The organism is Pantoea sp. At-9b (assembly GCF_000175935.2).
Lineage (GTDB): Bacteria > Pseudomonadota > Gammaproteobacteria > Enterobacterales > Enterobacteriaceae > Pantoea.
Window position 1 is genome coordinate 303,566 of record NC_014840.1, and the last position, 17,515, is coordinate 321,080.

The 17,515-nt window shown below is 54.8% G+C and carries 17 protein-coding genes; 1 reads left to right on the top strand and 16 read right to left on the bottom strand.

Annotated features, from left to right (window positions below):
• Positions 1 to 62: 62 nt before the first annotated feature.
• Positions 63 to 1,634 (bottom strand): nif-specific transcriptional activator NifA, encoded by a 1,572-nt coding sequence (gene nifA, locus PAT9B_RS27220; RefSeq protein ID WP_013512498.1) that lies wholly within the window; start codon positions 1,632 to 1,634, stop codon positions 63 to 65.
• The gene (gene nifL, locus PAT9B_RS27225; protein ID WP_013512499.1) at positions 1,631 to 3,115 is read right to left on the bottom strand and encodes a nitrogen fixation negative regulator NifL; all 1,485 of its coding nucleotides are present in this window, start codon (positions 3,113 to 3,115) and stop codon (positions 1,631 to 1,633) included. Before nifL ends, nifA begins: the two co-directional genes overlap by 4 nt.
• A gap of 338 nt (positions 3,116 to 3,453) precedes the next feature.
• Between nifL and PAT9B_RS27230 the strand changes: the two genes are divergently transcribed.
• Complete coding sequence (locus PAT9B_RS27230) at positions 3,454 to 3,984, top strand: flavodoxin (RefSeq protein ID WP_013512500.1); 531 nt, start codon at positions 3,454 to 3,456, stop codon at positions 3,982 to 3,984.
• A 70-nt stretch (positions 3,985 to 4,054) separates the two neighbouring features.
• Here PAT9B_RS27230 and nifM read toward each other — a convergent pair whose 3' ends face one another.
• From nifM to nifH, 14 genes are all read right to left on the bottom strand, one after another.
• Positions 4,055 to 4,840 (bottom strand): nitrogen fixation protein NifM, encoded by a 786-nt coding sequence (gene nifM, locus PAT9B_RS27235; protein WP_013512501.1) that lies wholly within the window; start codon positions 4,838 to 4,840, stop codon positions 4,055 to 4,057.
• Between the two features lie 5 nt (positions 4,841 to 4,845).
• Complete coding sequence (locus PAT9B_RS27240; RefSeq protein ID WP_013512502.1) at positions 4,846 to 5,283, bottom strand: nitrogen fixation protein NifZ; 438 nt, start codon at positions 5,281 to 5,283, stop codon at positions 4,846 to 4,848.
• Complete coding sequence (locus tag PAT9B_RS27245; RefSeq protein ID WP_013512503.1) at positions 5,280 to 5,537, bottom strand: nitrogenase-stabilizing/protective protein NifW; 258 nt, start codon at positions 5,535 to 5,537, stop codon at positions 5,280 to 5,282. The genes PAT9B_RS27240 and PAT9B_RS27245 overlap by 4 nt, the downstream gene beginning before the upstream one ends.
• Position 5,538: 1 nt before the next feature.
• On the bottom strand, positions 5,539 to 6,681 hold the full coding sequence (gene nifV, locus PAT9B_RS27250; protein WP_013512504.1) for a homocitrate synthase: 1,143 nt from the start codon (positions 6,679 to 6,681) through the stop codon (positions 5,539 to 5,541).
• 13 nt (positions 6,682 to 6,694) lie between these two features.
• On the bottom strand, positions 6,695 to 7,897 hold the full coding sequence (gene nifS / locus PAT9B_RS27255; protein WP_013512505.1) for a cysteine desulfurase NifS: 1,203 nt from the start codon (positions 7,895 to 7,897) through the stop codon (positions 6,695 to 6,697).
• A gap of 29 nt (positions 7,898 to 7,926) precedes the next feature.
• The gene (nifU, locus tag PAT9B_RS27260) at positions 7,927 to 8,751 is read right to left on the bottom strand and encodes a Fe-S cluster assembly protein NifU (protein WP_013512506.1); all 825 of its coding nucleotides are present in this window, start codon (positions 8,749 to 8,751) and stop codon (positions 7,927 to 7,929) included.
• A gap of 203 nt (positions 8,752 to 8,954) precedes the next feature.
• Positions 8,955 to 9,413, bottom strand: a complete 459-nt coding sequence (locus PAT9B_RS27265) for a NifB/NifX family molybdenum-iron cluster-binding protein (RefSeq protein ID WP_041526251.1) — start codon at positions 9,411 to 9,413, stop codon at positions 8,955 to 8,957.
• On the bottom strand, positions 9,400 to 10,773 hold the full coding sequence (gene nifN / locus PAT9B_RS27270) for a nitrogenase iron-molybdenum cofactor biosynthesis protein NifN (RefSeq protein ID WP_013512508.1): 1,374 nt from the start codon (positions 10,771 to 10,773) through the stop codon (positions 9,400 to 9,402). The genes PAT9B_RS27265 and nifN overlap by 14 nt, the downstream gene beginning before the upstream one ends.
• Before the next feature lie 15 nt (positions 10,774 to 10,788).
• A complete protein-coding gene (gene nifE, locus PAT9B_RS27275) occupies positions 10,789 to 12,162 on the bottom strand; it encodes a nitrogenase iron-molybdenum cofactor biosynthesis protein NifE (RefSeq protein ID WP_013512509.1) in 1,374 nt (457 codons plus the stop codon).
• A 163-nt stretch (positions 12,163 to 12,325) separates the two neighbouring features.
• Complete coding sequence (locus PAT9B_RS27280; RefSeq protein WP_013512510.1) at positions 12,326 to 12,988, bottom strand: NifB/NifX family molybdenum-iron cluster-binding protein; 663 nt, start codon at positions 12,986 to 12,988, stop codon at positions 12,326 to 12,328.
• Positions 12,981 to 13,217 (bottom strand): NifT/FixU family protein, encoded by a 237-nt coding sequence (locus PAT9B_RS27285; protein ID WP_041526252.1) that lies wholly within the window; start codon positions 13,215 to 13,217, stop codon positions 12,981 to 12,983. Before PAT9B_RS27285 ends, PAT9B_RS27280 begins: the two co-directional genes overlap by 8 nt.
• Before the next feature lie 42 nt (positions 13,218 to 13,259).
• Positions 13,260 to 14,822, bottom strand: coding sequence for a nitrogenase molybdenum-iron protein subunit beta (gene nifK, locus PAT9B_RS27290; protein WP_013512512.1), 1,563 nt, complete (start codon positions 14,820 to 14,822; stop codon positions 13,260 to 13,262).
• A gap of 55 nt (positions 14,823 to 14,877) precedes the next feature.
• A complete protein-coding gene (nifD, locus tag PAT9B_RS27295) occupies positions 14,878 to 16,326 on the bottom strand; it encodes a nitrogenase molybdenum-iron protein alpha chain (protein ID WP_013512513.1) in 1,449 nt (482 codons plus the stop codon).
• Positions 16,327 to 16,338: 12 nt separating this feature from the next.
• Positions 16,339 to 17,220: a nitrogenase iron protein gene (nifH, locus tag PAT9B_RS27300; protein WP_013512514.1), complete on the bottom strand. Its 882-nt coding sequence runs from the start codon at positions 17,218 to 17,220 to the stop codon at positions 16,339 to 16,341.
• Between the last annotated feature and the right edge of the window lie 295 nt (positions 17,221 to 17,515).

The following is a 17,515-nucleotide window of genomic DNA, read 5'->3' on the forward strand; positions in this document are numbered from 1 at the left end:
GCGCCAGGCTTTGTTATATTCGCCACCTGTAGCTGACAATGTGCAGATCATCACAATGTGGATCAGATGCGTGGCATGGTGATATCCATCGTCTGGATGCGATAGGCAACCTGACGTGGTGTCATCCCCAATAAACGCGCCGCTTTGGCCTGCACCCACCCGGCTTTTTCCAGCGCAGCGATCAGCCGCTGGCGTTCATCAAGATTCTGATCAAGCCAACTGTCCTCGCGTGGTGCGCTGACCGCCAGCGGTTTCGGTACTGTTTCCCGGTGATTGAACAGGATCACCTCACGATCAATTAACCCGCTATCCGACATCACCGCCGAACGTTCCAGACAGTTTTCCAGTTCGCGCACATTACCCGGCCAGTTGTAACTCAGCAGCAGGCGAATTGCCCCTTCACTGATCCGCAGAGTGCGGTGCTGGTGTTGCCCGATTTTGCGTACCAGAAAGTGTGCCAGTTCAGGAATATCATCCTGCCGTTCACGCAGCGGAGGAAGAGAGACCGGCATCACGTTCAGGCGGTAATACAGGTCTTCGCGGAAATTCCCGTTGCGTACCTCTTCCTCCAGGTTGCGGTTGGTCGCGGCGATGATCCGTACATTGACCTGAAGGGTTTCATCACCACCGACCCGTTCCATTTCTCCTTCCTGTAATATCCGCAACAATTTAGCCTGAAAAGAGGCGCTGCTTTCACCAATTTCATCAAGGAAAAGCGTGCCACCATCTGCCAGTTCAAAACGTCCTTTTCGCTGACGCACTGCCCCGGTAAACGCGCCTTTCTCATGACCAAAAAGTTCACTCTCAAGCAGGGTGTCGGGCAAAGCCGCACAGTTAAACTTCACAAAAGGGAAGGTGGACCGCGGGGAATTATGATGAATGGCGTTGGCAATTAATTCCTTACCAGTCCCACTTTCACCCCGCACCAACACCGTGGTATCCCAGCGTGAGACCTGCCGAATAATGTCCAGTGTCTGCTGCATCGCCGGGCTCTTTCCCACCATATTTTCGAAGCCGAAGTTGTGGGCAGGAACACAGTTGCGCCCCTTGGCGGCGGCTATCACTGCCGGACGTGGAACGGAAGGAAGTGGTGATGACAGCAGGCGCACCGTCTGCGCTACCAGATTGGCGACAGTTTCAAGAAAGCGGGTACAGGAGGTGAGCCGTGATTCAGCCTGCGCCATCGGTTGGGCGGCCAAAACCCCAATCGGTTTTGAGTCTGGCCCCATCAGCGGCACGGCAATGAAGGGCAGGTTGTAGTCGTACAATCCCAGGCGATCAAGGAAACGTGGGTCATCTGCCAGTCGCGGCAAAACCAACGATTGCCCCTGAGACACCACCGTACCAACCAGCCCCTCTCCGATACGATAACGGACTTTCAGGCCATCGGTCAGTTGTTGCACGTCGGCCTCCGGTAGCGCCGCGATGGTCAGCAGGTCCTGTTGACTGTCGCTCAGGCAAATCATGCCATGCTGCATAAATGCATCATTATGCAGTACGTACAACACGTCCTGTAATGTCCGATCTCGCTCCGTCGAGCGACTCAACACCACGCTAAGGCGTTGCATCGCGGTAAACTGTTGGGACAGATCAAAACGCCAAACCCGGTTGTCGGATTCAAATTGCTGGGTCATTTGGCACCTCCGGTCAGTGAGGCAAATAACGGGAAACGCAAGGTCAGGCAGGACCCACCTTCAGGCGGAGAAGTGAGCTCAATCGCCCCACGATGATGGGCGACCAGAGTCTGAATCAGCCGCAGCTCCATCCCTTTACCCGGGGCGTTTAATGCATCAGCGCTATGGTTGTAGCGCACATGCTTCAGCGGGACGTTGTCGCATAAGTAAAATGCCAGCCAGCCCTCTTCTTCGTGGGCATACAACTGCGTTTCCAGCACGAAATTCGGCACTTCAGCGGCCAGATCTAAAGTGCGATCCAGCCATAAACTGAGACAGGCGAGTACCTGTGTTCGCTGGCCGAAACACACCAGCTCAGGGGCACCCTGAGTCACCTGCAAGCTTCCCCCTGGCTGGTAACGCGTGTGATAAAGGGCGCGCAGGTCGGCAAAAAAATCCCTAAGAGGCCACATGGTCGCTGGCTCAAGATCCAGAGAAGGGCGACAGCGTTGCAGACGCGCCATCGCTTCTTCACCTTCATGCCAGGCCGAATTGAGCGCTACATTGCTGTTGTCACCATTTAAACGACGAGCAGCTGCTAACATATTGATGGGGCAATTCAGCTGAATTAATGCGGCATCAAGGGAATCACGGATCGCCGCCAGCAATTTACCGGTGGTCATATGTTGTTTGAGTCGATCGAGCCGCCCCTGTTCCTGCTGTTGCTGCTGCTGGGTGTGATCGGTGATCACCACCAGCGTTCGGGCGAGGCCGTTATCAATAAAATAACGGCTGACTTCCTCGCTGACACCCGGCAGGGTCCAGCACGTCACCCGGAGCCAGCGCACAGTGCCACACAGCACCACCGGAGTCACTGCTCCCTCGGCAAACGCCTTTTTCCGCGCAGAAAAATCCAGTTCAGTCAGCAACTCTTTGCCACCACAATCGGCGCATAATGTCTTATAAGTCAGGTTATCCATAATCACCTGATCCTGTTCGTCCACCACGACGACAGCGGCTGGAATATTATTCAGCACGGCTTCGGTTAACGTCATTTGATTGCGCAGGCGTTGTTCCAGCGCATAGCCCGTGCTGATATCACGCTGCATCGCCAGATAATGTTCCAGCTCCCCACAGGCATTGACGACCGGGGTGATATCAATTTCCACTAAAAACAAGCTTCCATCGCGACGGCGGTTAATCAATTGCCCACGCCAGGGTTGCCGCAGATGCAGGCAACGCCACATATCCTCATAAATTATCCGTGGGGTTTGTTTACTGGCCAGCAGCCGTGGGTTTTGTTGCAACAGCTCTTCCAGCGGATAGCCCGTCTGACGGCAGAACGCCGGATTGGCGTAAATGATACGGGCCTCAGCATCCGTTAGTGAGATAGCAACAGGTGCCTCTTCAACAATGGTCAGAAACAGCCCGGGATGTTGCTGAGAAAGCCCTCGTGCAATGGCTTGCGGTTCAGCGGCATCCATCATCATATTCTCAGTCATCACATCCTCCGGAACTCAGGTTATTTGTGTCGCAGTTATGACAATTTGTGCCACCTGTCGACATTTGCCGCAGCGGTGGCGACCTGTCGAATAACCATGCAAACACTAAGCCTTAAGCGGTAGCAACTCGCCCTAACCTTGATCCAGATCGGTTTTAGCCGCACATCCCTCATGAAATTGCCAAAAAAGCTTCCTGCCGCGACAGAAAGCGCGCCTGAGATGCGTCTCAGCTGGTGCGTGACGGTGCAAAATTGTGCAACGTTTGTGCAGCCAGGATAGCTGGCACAGCATTCGCAACAGTAAAGAGGACCGATTCTTTTATTTCACAGGAGCGCGACATGGCGAACGTTGGTATTTTTTTTGGCACTGATACGGGTAAAACCCGCAAGATCGCTAAGATGATCCACAAAAAGCTGGGAGAAGCGGCAGATACGCCGGTGAATATCAATCGCATCTCTCTTGAAACTTTCCTTTCGTACCCGGTATTGGTACTCGGCACGCCAACGCTTGGTGATGGACAATTGCCGGGAATCGATGCGGGCTGTGAAGAAGCATCGTGGGGAGAGTTTATGGCACAGCTTGATGGGGCAAGTCTGAACGGTAAAACCGTTGCGTTGTTCGGTCTGGGCGATCAAAAAGGCTACCCCGATAATTTTGTCAGTGGCATGCGCCCGCTGTATGACGCACTAAAAAACTGTGGCGCACAAATCATCGGGCAATGGCCCAATCAGGGGTATGAGTTCACTACTTCAGCGTCGCTGGAACAGGGCGATTTTGTCGGATTGGTGCTGGATCAGGACAATCAGTATGACCTCACTGAGGAGCGACTTGACGCCTGGCTGGAGAGCATCAGACCGGTAATTATGTAGCCAGACCGTGCAATAAATCTCCACGTAGCCCTGAAGCCATTATCCTCTGCGATAATGGCTTTTTTTGTCGTCATTTTTCCAATAGCTGCTTCAGCCATTGCCGCTGCCATTGCTGTTGGTTTTGGCGAGTTAACAGCGAGCGCACTCGCGTCAATGCAGCTTCCTGTTCCATCGGGGCAGGCGGGCGAATCATTTCACACCACAACAAATGCCAGCCAAGCTGAGTTGCAATCGGCTGGCTGACGGCATTGGGTTTCATCGCAAATAACACCTCTTCCAGCTCAGGATAGAGTAAGCCCCGACCAATCCAGCCCATACGGCCGCCCTCAAGTGCACTGGGACAATGCGACCAGCGTTGCGCCAGCGAGCTGAAAGCCTGCCGGTTGTTTGTTATCTGTAGCCGCAACTGCTGCATCTGACGATGCACTGCCGGACCATCCTGATCTGTGGTCAGTAACAAATGCCAGCACAGTCGCTGCTCCGGGCGCATAAACTGCCCCTGATGCCGCCGGTACCAAGCCAGCACCTGCAAATCATCCGGCACCGGTGCCTGTTCCGCCACCCGTGCCAGTTGGATTTCCATCCGTGTGTGATGCTGAATAATCGATAGCCGCTCGGCAGCAGAAAAATCATGCGTTGAAAGGAGAGGAGAAAGTGACGTTGTCATGTTGGCAAGACAAGTCTCAGGAATGAGCTCCTCACCCGTCGCCCCCGCCACTGCATATTCCATCTGTCGCTGGCGTTGCCACAGCCGATTAAACTCCGCCAGTTGGCTGACGGATAAGGAATCCGGTTGGCACTGCCAGCGAGTTTGCGCCAGTTGCATCCGCGAGAAGCGTTCCCATAGCTCGGACATGACGATTATTCCTCCAACAATTTGATCGCGCTGGCAGGAACCTGAAACCAGCGTTCACCAAACATCACGGTATAGATCTCACCATGCTCCCCCTGGTCTGTGCGTTCAATGCGGCCCCGCGCGCCGGACCGCACGGCAACTTTCCCCTCCACCGTCAGGGTATGGCGACAGATCACACTGTCGCCATACTGAAAATGCCCGGCATGCCAGGCTGCTGTTGCGCTGATGATTTCCTGCTCGCGACAACCGACAATCATGTCGCTATTGAGGAAGTGGACCTGATAGATAATCTGATCCAGCAAGAAAGTCCCGCATGAACGCACAAAACCGGTACTGCCGCGCCGTACCAGTAGCTCTCCCGTGGCGTAACCGTACATGGTGCCGTCATTACGGATGGCACGGATCACCCTGACTTCATCGCCTAATGCGAATTTTGTTCTCATGGCTGGCCTCCTTGCGTGTAATGCTGATAACTCTCTGTCAGTAAACGTCGGGCCAGCAGCCAGGGTGCACGCGGTTCGTCTTCCAGATGATTTTGTAGAGGTACGTTGTCGCGTATCTTACGGTGAAATTCACGCAACACCGGCAGGCAACAGGGTTTCAGCAAGGTGGCATCATAATCAACGGCAAAAAACACAAAAAAGGATTCCGCCGTGTCCAGCGTATCAACGCCGGGTATCTGATAAAACCATTGCATATTAGATCCTTAGCGTTGGCACTGTTTCACCGCATAACTGATCATAAATGGCGATCAACTCGTAATCCTGCGGAATACGTTTCCAGCTTTCGGCAAAACGGCGGATCGCCGGTAGCAACAAATCTATTTGCAGTGTGTCGAGGGTATATCCCATTTTGCTGAACACGCCATCCACTGCCTGCCGCCCGGAGTGCTTACCCAGCACCAGTCGATATTCACGTCCTACCAGCGCCGGGTCGATAGCCTGATAACTCTCCCGATCGCGCAGTAAGGCAGCGACATGCACGCCGGATTCATGGGTGAAAACTTGATCGCCCACCAACGGATGCTGAACATCGATGGTACGTTGTGCCGCTTCAGCGACCTGCTGACATAGCGCCGGGAGCAGACGAAAATCGACGCCGCAGTCCTGCTCCAGACAGCGGCTGAGACCGAGTGCGACCGTCTCCAGCGCCGCATTGCCTGCCCGTTCACCTAATCCCAACACGGTCGTGTTCACGCTGGTTGCACCGGCCTGGACAGCGGCCAGCGTGTTGGCGGTTGCCAGACCTAAATCATCGTGCGCATGCATTTCAATCTCGAATGGCCAAATGTTACGCAGCGCGGTAATACGGGCAGCGGTGGTAAAGGGATCAAGCACTCCCAGGGTATCGGCAAAGCGCAGCCGTTGCGCACCAGCTTCCTGTGCCGCCTGCGCCACCAGGCGTAGATCGCGATCGCTGGAGCGGGAAGCATCTTCACATCCCACGCAAACCTTCATCCCCAACGATCGTGACAACGCAATGAGATCGGCAAGCCGCTCCAGTAAGACCGGCAGTGCCTCACGTAACTTGTACTGCCGCAGCTTTTCGGAAGTGGGCAGCGAGATATCGACCCAGTCCATCCCCAACTCCGCACTCTGGCGGATCTCATCAGCGTTCATGCGACACCAGGTCATTAAGGTGGCATCAGGCAGATGGCGGCGAACCAGTTGGATGCGTGCGCGCTCCTCTTCACCCATGGCCGGGGTTCCTACTTCCAGCGCTGTGATACCGGCATCGTATAACGCTTCTGCGATGGCGATTTTTTCACTGGCGCGAAACGCTACGCCAGGACTCTGTTCACCGTCCCGCAGGGTGGTATCGTTAATCAAAACTGTAGACATCGCCGTATCCTCCTCAGCCGTAGGTGGGCATAAATGCGGCCTGTTCCGGCGCAGGTTTGCCATCCTGCCAGTAAGGCGACAGCAGGCGGAGACGGGCAATAATGGCGGGCAACGTCTGAATGACGTACTCGATCTCTTTTTCCCGGGTATAACGCGACAGTGAAAAACGAATGCTGCCGTGCGCTGCCGTGTAGGGAATATTCATCGCCCGCATGACATGTGAGGGTTCAAGCGATCCTGAAGTGCAGGCACTGCCGCTGGAAGCCGCAATCCCGGCCTGGTTCAACAGCAATAAAATGGCTTCCCCTTCGATATACTCAAACGCCAGATTGACGGTGCCTGGAACACGCGGCTGTTCACCTCCCATCACCCGGACGGAAGGAATTTGGGCAATCACGCTTTGCTGGAGTCTGTCCCGCAACTGTCCGAGGGTACTCATTCCCGGCAGATGCACCTGCGCCAGTTCACACGCCATCCCCATACCGACGATACCAGCGATATTTTCCGTACCGGCGCGACGTCCCCGTTCCTGGTGACCGCCGCGCAGCAAGGGACGAAAACGGGTTCCGCGCCGGAGATAGAGACAGCCCACACCTTTAGGTCCGTGCAGTTTATGGGCGGAACAGGAGAGCATATCGATCTTAGTCTGCCCCACATGGAGGGGAATCTTGCCTGTCACCTGTACCGCATCACAGTGGAATAACGCGCCATACTCATGGGCCAGCGCTGCCATGTCCTCCACCGGAAACATCACCCCGGTTTCGTTGTTGGCCCACATCACACTGACCACCGCCACCCGCTGGCTCAACGCCTGGCGATACTGCGCCATATCCAGTGCACCTTCACTATCGACTGCCAGTCGATGAATCAGGTAGCCATGGCGTTCCAGATACTCGCAAACCTCCAGTGTCGCCGGATGTTCGACCGCGGTGGTGATGATTTCCCGTCTTTCCGGCTGTGCCTCCACCGCACTGTGCAGCGCGGTGGAGGTGGCTTCGGTGGCGCAGGAGGTAAAGATAATTTCACTGCTGTGTTCCGCGCCGAGTAGCGCCGCCACCTGCTGATGGGCGCGTTCTAACGCAGCGCGGGATGGCGTACCAAAATCGTGGATCGAGGAGGGATTACCGTAATGCTCGGTTAAAAACGGCATCATCGCTTCAAGCACCATCGGGTCAATACGGGTGGTAGCGTTGTTATCCAGATAAACCTGCTTCATATGCGTGTTCCCCTTTGATTAACGACGGTTTAAACCGCCACCACTTCCATATAACAACCGGTGCGTTCCATCAGTTTTTGCTGCAACCAGGCGAGGGTCATATCGGTCATCATGCAACCGCTGCAACTGCCGGTCAGGCTGACAGTCACGGTGTGATTGGCGACATTCACCAGCGACATATCGCCGCCATCGGCCTGGATATGCGGCCGCAGTTCGGTGATGGTTTCCATCACGTCTTGCCAGTGGGGATCTTTGGCAGGGCTGACCGGGGCAGTCATCTCGGGAGCGCTGGCGAGAATAGCCGCGAGTGCCAGCTCGATTTTTTCATGACAGGAGGTGCAGCCACCGCCCGCTTTGGTGTAGTTGATCACTTCCTCAAGTGTGGTAAGTCCGTTACTGAGCACGGCACGGCGGATGTGCCCCTCATCCACACCAAAGCATTTGCAAATCAACGCTCCTTCTTCGTGGTCATCGTCGAGGCTGAGCCCGCGATAGTTGGCAATTGCCGCATGCAGCGCTTCCTGGCCCATCACTGAACAATGCATTTTTTGTGGCGGCAGGCCGTCAAGGTAATCCGCAATTTGTTGATTGGTGACCTGTTCAGCTTCAGCAAGCGTGCGGCCAATAATCAGCTCAGTCAGAGCAGAAGACGAAGCAATGGCGCTGCCGCAACCAAAGGTCTGAAATCCGGCCTCCAGAATGGTTTCATTTTCCGGATCAACTCGCAGCATCAGACGCAGAGCATCGCCGCAGCTCAGCGATCCCACATCGCCAATCGCGTTAGCTTCATCCACCACTCGGGCATTGCGGGGATTGAAAAAATGATCTTTCACCTTCTCGGAATAATTCCACATGCTCTCAGCTCCCAGTACTATGACGGAAAGCGCCTTGGCGCATTTCCCCGCCGTAATAAACAGCGGGATATCACTAGCAAGCAAAAGCAGTACCAGAAGTAAAAATCGATAATATTCAGTGCAATAGTGGATTTTTCATAAAAAAACCGCGCTCAGTGTCGCGGTGATATGTGGGGTTTGTCACAGTTGTGTCAGAGAAGCGACTAGCGTATGTCTTTATCATCCCATTCTTTTTCCTCCAGCAATCGGGCGAAGCGCTCCGGGTCACGCTTCTTTTTACGCTGCTCTTTGTCGTACCAGTAGTGATGAATCTCCTGAAGCAATTCGCCAATGGTGGTACTCGCAGGCACACGCACCGCCCGCACGCCAATTTGCAGTAGCTGGCGAAACACCATCTCGCCGATTGCCACACAATACAGGGTGACGCAATCTTCCAGCGCGTTGATGCGACTGCTGATTTTCTCCTCCTGATGGCCTGAAAATACGGCAAAGTCAGCCACGCGCAACAGCATCACTTCATGTTCTTTTACCCCGTATACCACCAGGCGGGGGGTTGCACCAAAATGCTGGTCTACATGGAGGCAATCCGAGCTGGCAAAGGCCACTTTCATTGGCCACTCGTCCGCGCAGACGGTACTGAACTGCCGGTTAACATGGTACATGCTGAGCCCCCGGGCCAAATTGCTGGCGTAAAGGTGAACGCCAGGGGGAAAGGGAATGATGGTGCTGGCTCATCACATTAGCCAGTTCAAACAAGGTGTCACGGATTCCCATATACCCCTGACGCACTCGACGAAACTCGCCCAACCGATCGTAAATGGGAAAACCGGCACGAATCAGGGAGAGACCCGCATGCCGGGCCAGATCGGCCGCGTGAGAGTTTGCTACCAACAGGCTAGCCGGGTTGAGGCGTAGCAGATCCTGCATATCCTCCAAATCGCCAATGACCACCTCATCGACCGGTAAATGGGACAATCCTCTCTGGCTGACCGGCGCTATAATCGGGCCAGCGACCATGCCCTGGCTGGCGGCAAAATCACACCAGGCCGCCAGCAGATCGCCTTCTGCCGCCATGGCTATTGGCACGCCCTGAAGCCACATATGGCAGTCGATCATCGCATCCTGCAACTGCCCGCGTTGACGTTCTATCCAGCCTGGTACGCTGCGACCCGAGATCACCTTCAACTGGTTGATAAATTGATCGCACAACGCCAGTGTCATCAGATGCGGTAGGGTGATCACTTCACCACGGCTGCGCTGAGCCAGCAGGCTAGCGGCATGGGACAGCGACACACCAATGGCGAAGGTACACAGGCTTTGGCCCATCTGTTCGATGTGTGCGAGAGAGCTACCGCCTTGCGTCACCGGTGAGAAATCACCACTCGCCAGATGCCCATCCAGCGATAACGACAGATCCGGCACCATCACGGGTTGCAAACCAAACGCCTCGACGTAGCTGCGTAGTAACTCCACCTCGCCGGGCGTGACCAAATGACTAAGCAGCAGATTGACGCGTCGATTGCGCCCCACGCCCAGCGGTTTATCCGGGACCCATTGCTCGATCATACTTTCCACGACGGCACTGAAGCCATTCTCCAGTGAGCCGTAAAAATCAGGGGTATTGACCGTTAATAAGGCCACCCCTTTAAAGCGGGGGGACGCCTCACGAAACTGGCGTACTACGCGGGAAATGTCGCTACCCTGCGCCTCCGACAATCCGGTACTGAGCAATACGATGGCTTTCGGGTTATTGCGCTGACACAGCGTGTTCAGTGCCGTCATAATATTGTCGTCGGCTCCCATAATGGTCGACGTCGGGTCCATTGCGGTGGATTGCAGTGGGATAGGGTCATGAAAATGCTGGATAAAAAAGACTTTAGCGAAGGCGCTGCACCCCTGCGCGCCATGTACCAGCGGAATACAATGTTCAAACCCCATGCTGGCGAGGATAGCACCGAGCGGTTGCCCGCTCTTGACCGGACTGACAGCCAACGGTTTTTTAGAACGAATAATCTCTGCCATAACCTGCTCCTGCGGTTAATGCCACGGCGCGCGCGCATGGGTTTGTGACCATATCGGGCTTTCCAGCGTCTGGCACAATTGCTCCGCCAACGTAATGATGCCCTGATAGCCCGCATAAGCATGTTCACGTTCCTGATTGATATCGAGGAACGGCAAGCGCGCTTTGTAGGCGGTATACATATTGCGTCCACCGGCGATCATCATGTCCGCCTGATAGCGGTAGACCACATCAAGCAGGGTGCGGGCATTTCCTTCATCCAGCATCAAGGCATCGTCACCCATCAGCTCACGGATGCGTTGTTTATCCTCTTCGGTGGACTTGCGCGTGCCGGTGGCAACCACGGTCATGCCAAGATCCTGCAACGCTGACACTACCGACCACGACTTCACGCCACCGGTATAGAGCAACGCCTTACGTCCACGCAGACGTTCGCGATAGGGGGCCAGCGCCAGTTCAGCAGCCTGTTCTTCACGTGTAATCAATACTTCGGTGCGCTGCATCAGATCGTTATCACCGGTCAGAGCAGCCAACTGGCGCAGGGATTCCGAGGTCGCACGCACCCCGTAGAAACTGCCTTCAAACCACGGGATGCCGTAACGCTGTTCCAACGCACGCGCCACGTTGATTAAGGCACGTGAGCACACCAGCATGTTGACCTGCGCACGGTGCAGCGTCTGTATTTCAGCAAAACGGCCGTCGCCGGAAAGCGTGCCCAGCACGCGGATGCCCAACTCATCCAGCAACGGCTGGATATGCCAGAACTCCCCGGCAATATTGTATTCACCGATCAGCCCGATATCGTGACGATGTTCCGGCAGGAAAGGGGAGTTATCGGGCCAGGGAGCCGGCTCACGCCCGCCAATCACCTGCTTCACCATCATTTCACCGGCCAGACGATTACCGAGGTTTTTGCTGCCATAAAAACCGGCAACATCAATGGCGATCACCGGTACGCCGGTAGCCGTTGCCGCCGCCCGACACACCGCCTCGATATCGTCCCCTTCCATGGCCGGTACACAGGTGTTGTAGATAAACACCGCCGCCGGATGGTAACGATTGACGATATGGCGCACAGCATGAAATAAGCGACGTTCGCCGTGCCCCATAATCACATCCTGCTCATTTAAATCGGTAGTAAAGCCCAGCCGGTTTATCACCGCTCCCGAGCTAAAGCTGCCGCGATTATCCCAGGAGCTGCCGGTGCAACCAATTGGGCCATGAACCAGATGCGCCACATCAGCAATCGGCAGCAACGTAATTTGCGCACCATCGAAGGCACAGCCACCCGCCGTCGCCCCTGGCTTGGGCGCACTACAGCCGGACTTTTGCTTTTGGTTGTGTTCACAGGCAGGCTCATCCAGCAGTGCCAGAATCTCATTCCCCTTCATAATTACCTCATTGACTGATTGGGTTAGCTTAGCCGTTGCAAATCACAGACCAGTTAATGCGCATTGATTTTAAAAGAGAAAATGTTGTCACTTTTGCAACAAAGCAGACAATGACGGCAGGGACCTCACAAGACAGAACACTTCCCGTGAGGCCGAAGGTGGATCAGAAAACACGACTTTCCAGCGGATTGGTACGGTTGAGTCGTTTTGCCAGCCACGGAGGCAGTTGCCCGGCTAGCAGCTTGTTGATGTTGTCGCATTGGGTGGAAATGGCGAGTCCGGATGACACTTTCATCGGATGGATGTTATGGCGGATCAGTCTGGCCGCTGCGGGGCCGCCAATCGCCTCACAAAACAACAGCTGACAGTCACCCAGCAGTTTTGCCCGAACCTCATTTGGCTCCTGTTCCTGAGGCGCAGAGGGGTAACGACGTAAGCTATGCAACCAGTAGCCTTCATCATCAAAGCCGTAAATAAAGAACAACCGCCCCTGACCAAAATGACCATTGATCACCAGACCATCCTGCGAACAAAACGCCACCAACAATTGCGGCTTGCGCTGGGAACTGTTTTGGACACGCAGATGGAAGGGTAACTCACCGCGCAGGCAGGATTTAATCCGTGACCAGCGTCCGGGCGACATCAACACATCTTCAGCCGGAAAGAAGGCTTCAAGTTGACGCTGGGTGTAAGCCGCCAGGCGCGCAGGAGTTAACGCTTCATCCTGTTCGCGAGTCAGCCAAGTCATGATCTGCGCCGGTTGTAGCTCTGGCAGGCACTGAAACAGCGCCAGCATGCGCCAGAAAAGCACATCGTTGTCAGACATTATCCGCCCCCTGAATTTGTGCATCGCGACTGGCATGCAGGCTAACAGGAAAATTCGGCCGCCCCGGCTGAAGACTGACGTAATAGCAACGTCCACCCTCCAGCGCAACAGCCCCGCCCCAGCGTTCTGGTGTGTCATATTCGACCTGCGTCACCCTGGCCTCCAGATCCTGTTTGGCGATATAACAATACAAATCTGCGCCACGTTGGCGAAAAATCACCCTCGGCATCATCTCCCCCTGTAGCCCCGCCTCGGGCGGGGCGCATGATCATTAACGAATAAGGTCAAAGCCGTAATCGGTTTTGCCAAGTTTGATGGTGTCTTTGTCCACTTTTTCCAGCACCGCATTCACCAGCGTGGTCAGCATGCTCATGGCACCCTCATAACCCCAGGTGGTCTGGCGATGCAGATGGTGGCGATCGAACAAGGGGAATCCCAGACGGATCAACGGCACTTCAAACTGTTCGCCTTTTGCCAGGGTGTCGCGTTGGATGAATTTGGCGTAGGAGTTACCGATCATAAAATCCGGCTGACGGGTGAACATCAGTGAACGGAAATGCCACAGGTCGCAGTTGATAAACACCTCGCTTTCTTTGCCGTAAGGTGACGTTTCCAGCATCTTTTTCATGGCTTTCTGCCAGCGTTTGCTGCCGTTATGACACAGCACCACGGTGGGTTCACAGCCAAGCTCCAGCAGAAAACGGGTTAAGCCCATAACAAAATCCGGGTCACCAAACAGCCCGAATTTTTTGCCGTGCAGCCATGAGTGGGAATCCAGCATCATATCCACCAGACGGCCACGTTCCAGCGCCAACACATCGGGGATGGCTGTGCCGGTCAACTGGCTGACGGTCATCAGCAAGTCATCGGTAGCGGCCAGCCCCATTGGGATCTGCACCTCGGTCGCAGGTTGGTTCCACATCTCCTGCACCACTTTTTTGCTTTTCACCAGTTGCCAGGGCTGCAGCAACAACGTATCGATGGCATCGGGGGCCTCGCGCATCTCCTGCTGTGTGGTGCCTCCGGCATACATGTGGTAATGCCCATCAGCCGGGGTGTCCAGCACCTCGGAAGGATCGGACAGCAGGCTACAGGGCACCGCCATTTGCGCCATCATGCGTTTCAGCACGCGGAAATTGCCCAGATAAGTTTCGAAGCCAGTCACCATATTCAGACGGGGAATTCTGCCGGGTTGCGCCTCATGATCTGCCGTGAAAGTTTTGGCAAAACCTTCAAACATATTGTCCCAGCCGGTGATATGGCTGCCAATAAAACTCGGGGTATGCGCAAAGGGCACCGGCAGGCTGGCATCGACAAAACCGTCTTTCTTGGCGTTGGCGATAAATGCCTGCAAATCATCACCAATGACCTCGGCCATGCAGGTGGTGGAGACCGCGATGATCTCCGGTTTATACAGGATGCTGGCATTTTGCAGCCCGGTATTCATGTTGTTATTGCCGCCGAACACCGCCGCATCCTCAGTCATCGAGTCTGATACGCAGGCCACCGGCTCCTTAAAATGACGGTTAAAATAGGTGCGAAAATAAGCCACACACCCCTGAGACCCGTGTACGTAGGGTAGGGTGTTGGCAAATCCCAGCGAGCAGAGCACCGCACCAAGAGGCTGGCAGGCTTTGGCCGGGTCAATGGTTAGCGCTTCGCGTTTGAAATTCAGGGCTTCGTATTCGGCAGTGGTGGTCCATTGAAAGACCTCCTGGACCCGTGCCTGATCCCAGGCTTCTTCCTGAGAACGTTTGCCACTGAACAGTTTCTGGTATTCATCCTGTTCGAATAAAGGATGACAATTATGAATCTTATCAACAGTCTGGCTCATGGTATTCTCCTCCCGCGCCACAAATCGGTGAACTGACGGGATTGCATAAGAGATGTCAGGCGGACTTCAACCAGGGCGCTGTAAGCTGGCCCCAGGCGGGATTATTTAGGGTCATATCCATATCACGGGCAAAAATGGCAAAGCCGTCATAGCCGTGATAGGGACCGGAGTAGTCCCAGGAGTGCATCTGGCGGAACGGCACGCCCATCTTCTGGAAAATGTACTTTTCCTTGATCCCTGAGCCGATCAAGTCTGGCTTGAGCGCTTTGACAAATGCTTCCAGCTCATAACTGCTGGCATCGTCGAACAACAGCGTGCCCTCCTTCAGATCCGGCAAAGTACGGTCGTAGTCGTCGTTATGACCGAACTCGTAACCGGCGGCGATGATCTCCATACCCAGATCTTCATAAGCACCAATCAGATGGCGTGGACGCAGCCCCCCCATGTAAAGCAGCACTTTGCGGCCTTCCAGCCGTGGCCGGTATTTCGCGATGATGGCGTCGTTTTGCGCCTGATAGCGGGCAATCACCGCCTCGGCATTGGCACGAATCTGGTCATCAAACTGGTCGGCGATTTTGCGTAACGACTCAGCCACTTTGGTCGGACCAAAGAAGTTGTATTCCATCCACGGAATGCCGTGCTTCTCTTCCATATGGCGCGAGATGTAGTTCATCGAGCGATAGCAGTGCACCAGATTAAGTTTCACAAACGGGGTGTTTTCCATTTCCACCAGCGTGCCATCGCCAGACCACTGCGCTACCACCCGCAACCCCATCTCCTCCAGCAGGATACGGGAGGCCCAGGCGTCGCCGCCGATGTTGTAGTCACCAATAATCGCCACATCGTAGGGAGTGGTGGTAAAGGGTTGCCCTTCGCGGTTGTCCAGCACCCAGTCACGGATCACATCATTGGCGATATGGTGCCCCAGCGACTGCGATACGCCGCGAAAGCCTTCGCAGCGTACCGGCACCACCGGTTTGTTGATGGCCGTGCTGCTGGCTTTCGCCACGGCGGAGATATCATCGCCAATCAGTCCTACCGGGCATTCCGACTGAATACTGATCCCTTTGGTTAGCGGGAACAGTTCCTCCATCTCTTCAATCAATTTGGTGAGTTTTTTATCCCCGCCAAACACGATGTCACGCTCCTGAAAATCGGAGGTGAAATTGAGGGTCACAAAACTGTCGACCCCGCTGATCCCGGTAAAATAGTTACGGCGTCCGGCCCGTGAATACTGGCCGCAGCCAATGGGGCCGTGCGAGATATGGGCCATATCTTTGATTGGTCCAAACACCACCCCTTTGGAACCGGCATAGGCACAGCCACGGACGGTCATCACACCAGGTTGTGATTTGCGGTTGGAGATGATGCATTTCCCGACACTCTCCATTTCCGGGTCGGTCACCATCATGTGTTTACGGCGTTCCTTGCGCGTTTTTTCCGGGTAGATCTCCAGCACCTCCTGGATAATCTCCAGATTACGATCGGCTGTTGCATTGCTCATGGGCTATTCCTGTTAGTTCGCGTTCTCTTCCGCCGCGGTTTTGCCGATGATGCTGGTATCTTCCGCATCCATAATGCCGAACTCCATTAGCAGCTCTTCCAGCTCATCCATGGTGCAGGGCGTCGGGACGACCTTCATGGTGTTGTTGACGATCTTGCTCGCCAGGGTGCGATATTCATTGGCCTGCTTGCAGGTCGGATCGTACTCAATCACCGTCATACGGCGGATTTCGGCACGCTGCACGATATTGTCGCGAGGAACGAAGTGGATCATCTGGGTGCCGAGTTTTTCCGCCAGCGCGATGATCAGCTCATCTTCTCGGTCGGTCTGGCGTGAATTACAAATCAGCCCACCGAGGCGCACTTTGCCGGATTTGGCGTATTTCACGATCCCTTTCGAAATATTGTTGGCGGCATACATCGCCATCATTTCGCCGGAACAGACGATGTAGATCTCCTGCGCTTTGTTTTCACGGATGGGCATGGCAAAACCACCACACACCACATCCCCCAACACGTCATAAAAGACAAAGTCGAGATCAGGTACGTAGGCACCTTCTTCTTCAAGGAAGTTGATGGCGGTGATGACGCCACGACCGGCACAACCGACGCCTGGCTCCGGGCCGCCGGATTCGGCGCAGCGCACGTTGCCGTAGCCGATTTGCAGCACATCTTCCAGCTCAAGGTCCTCCACTGAGCCAACTTCTGCGGCCATTTCCATAATGGTGTTCTGTGCTTTGGCATGCAGGATTAAACGGGTTGAGTCCGCTTTGGGGTCACAGCCCACAATCATGACTTTCTTGCCCATCTCCGCCAGCGCAGCGACCAGGTTCTGAGTAGTGGTGGATTTGCCGATACCACCTTTGCCGTAGATGGCACATTGACGCATGGTCATCGTATGTCTCCTGTTGGTTTGGTGTGATTGCTCAGAAAACAGTGCAGAGAACATACCAGCCGTACCAGGTTGGATAATACATTGATAAATATATGTTTATTGTTTTCCTGCCGTCGCCAGACAGAACAAAGAAGAAACAATCGCCAGACCAATTGTTGGAAACAACACAATTACCCCGCACCCGGCAGTGGCCTGTAGCTTTGTGAGCTGTTCAACAGGTTGTCGGATCGGCTGTGCTGTTCCGCGCAATGCCACCCGCACTGTGCGACAGTGAAAAAAACCATCTCACTGTTTT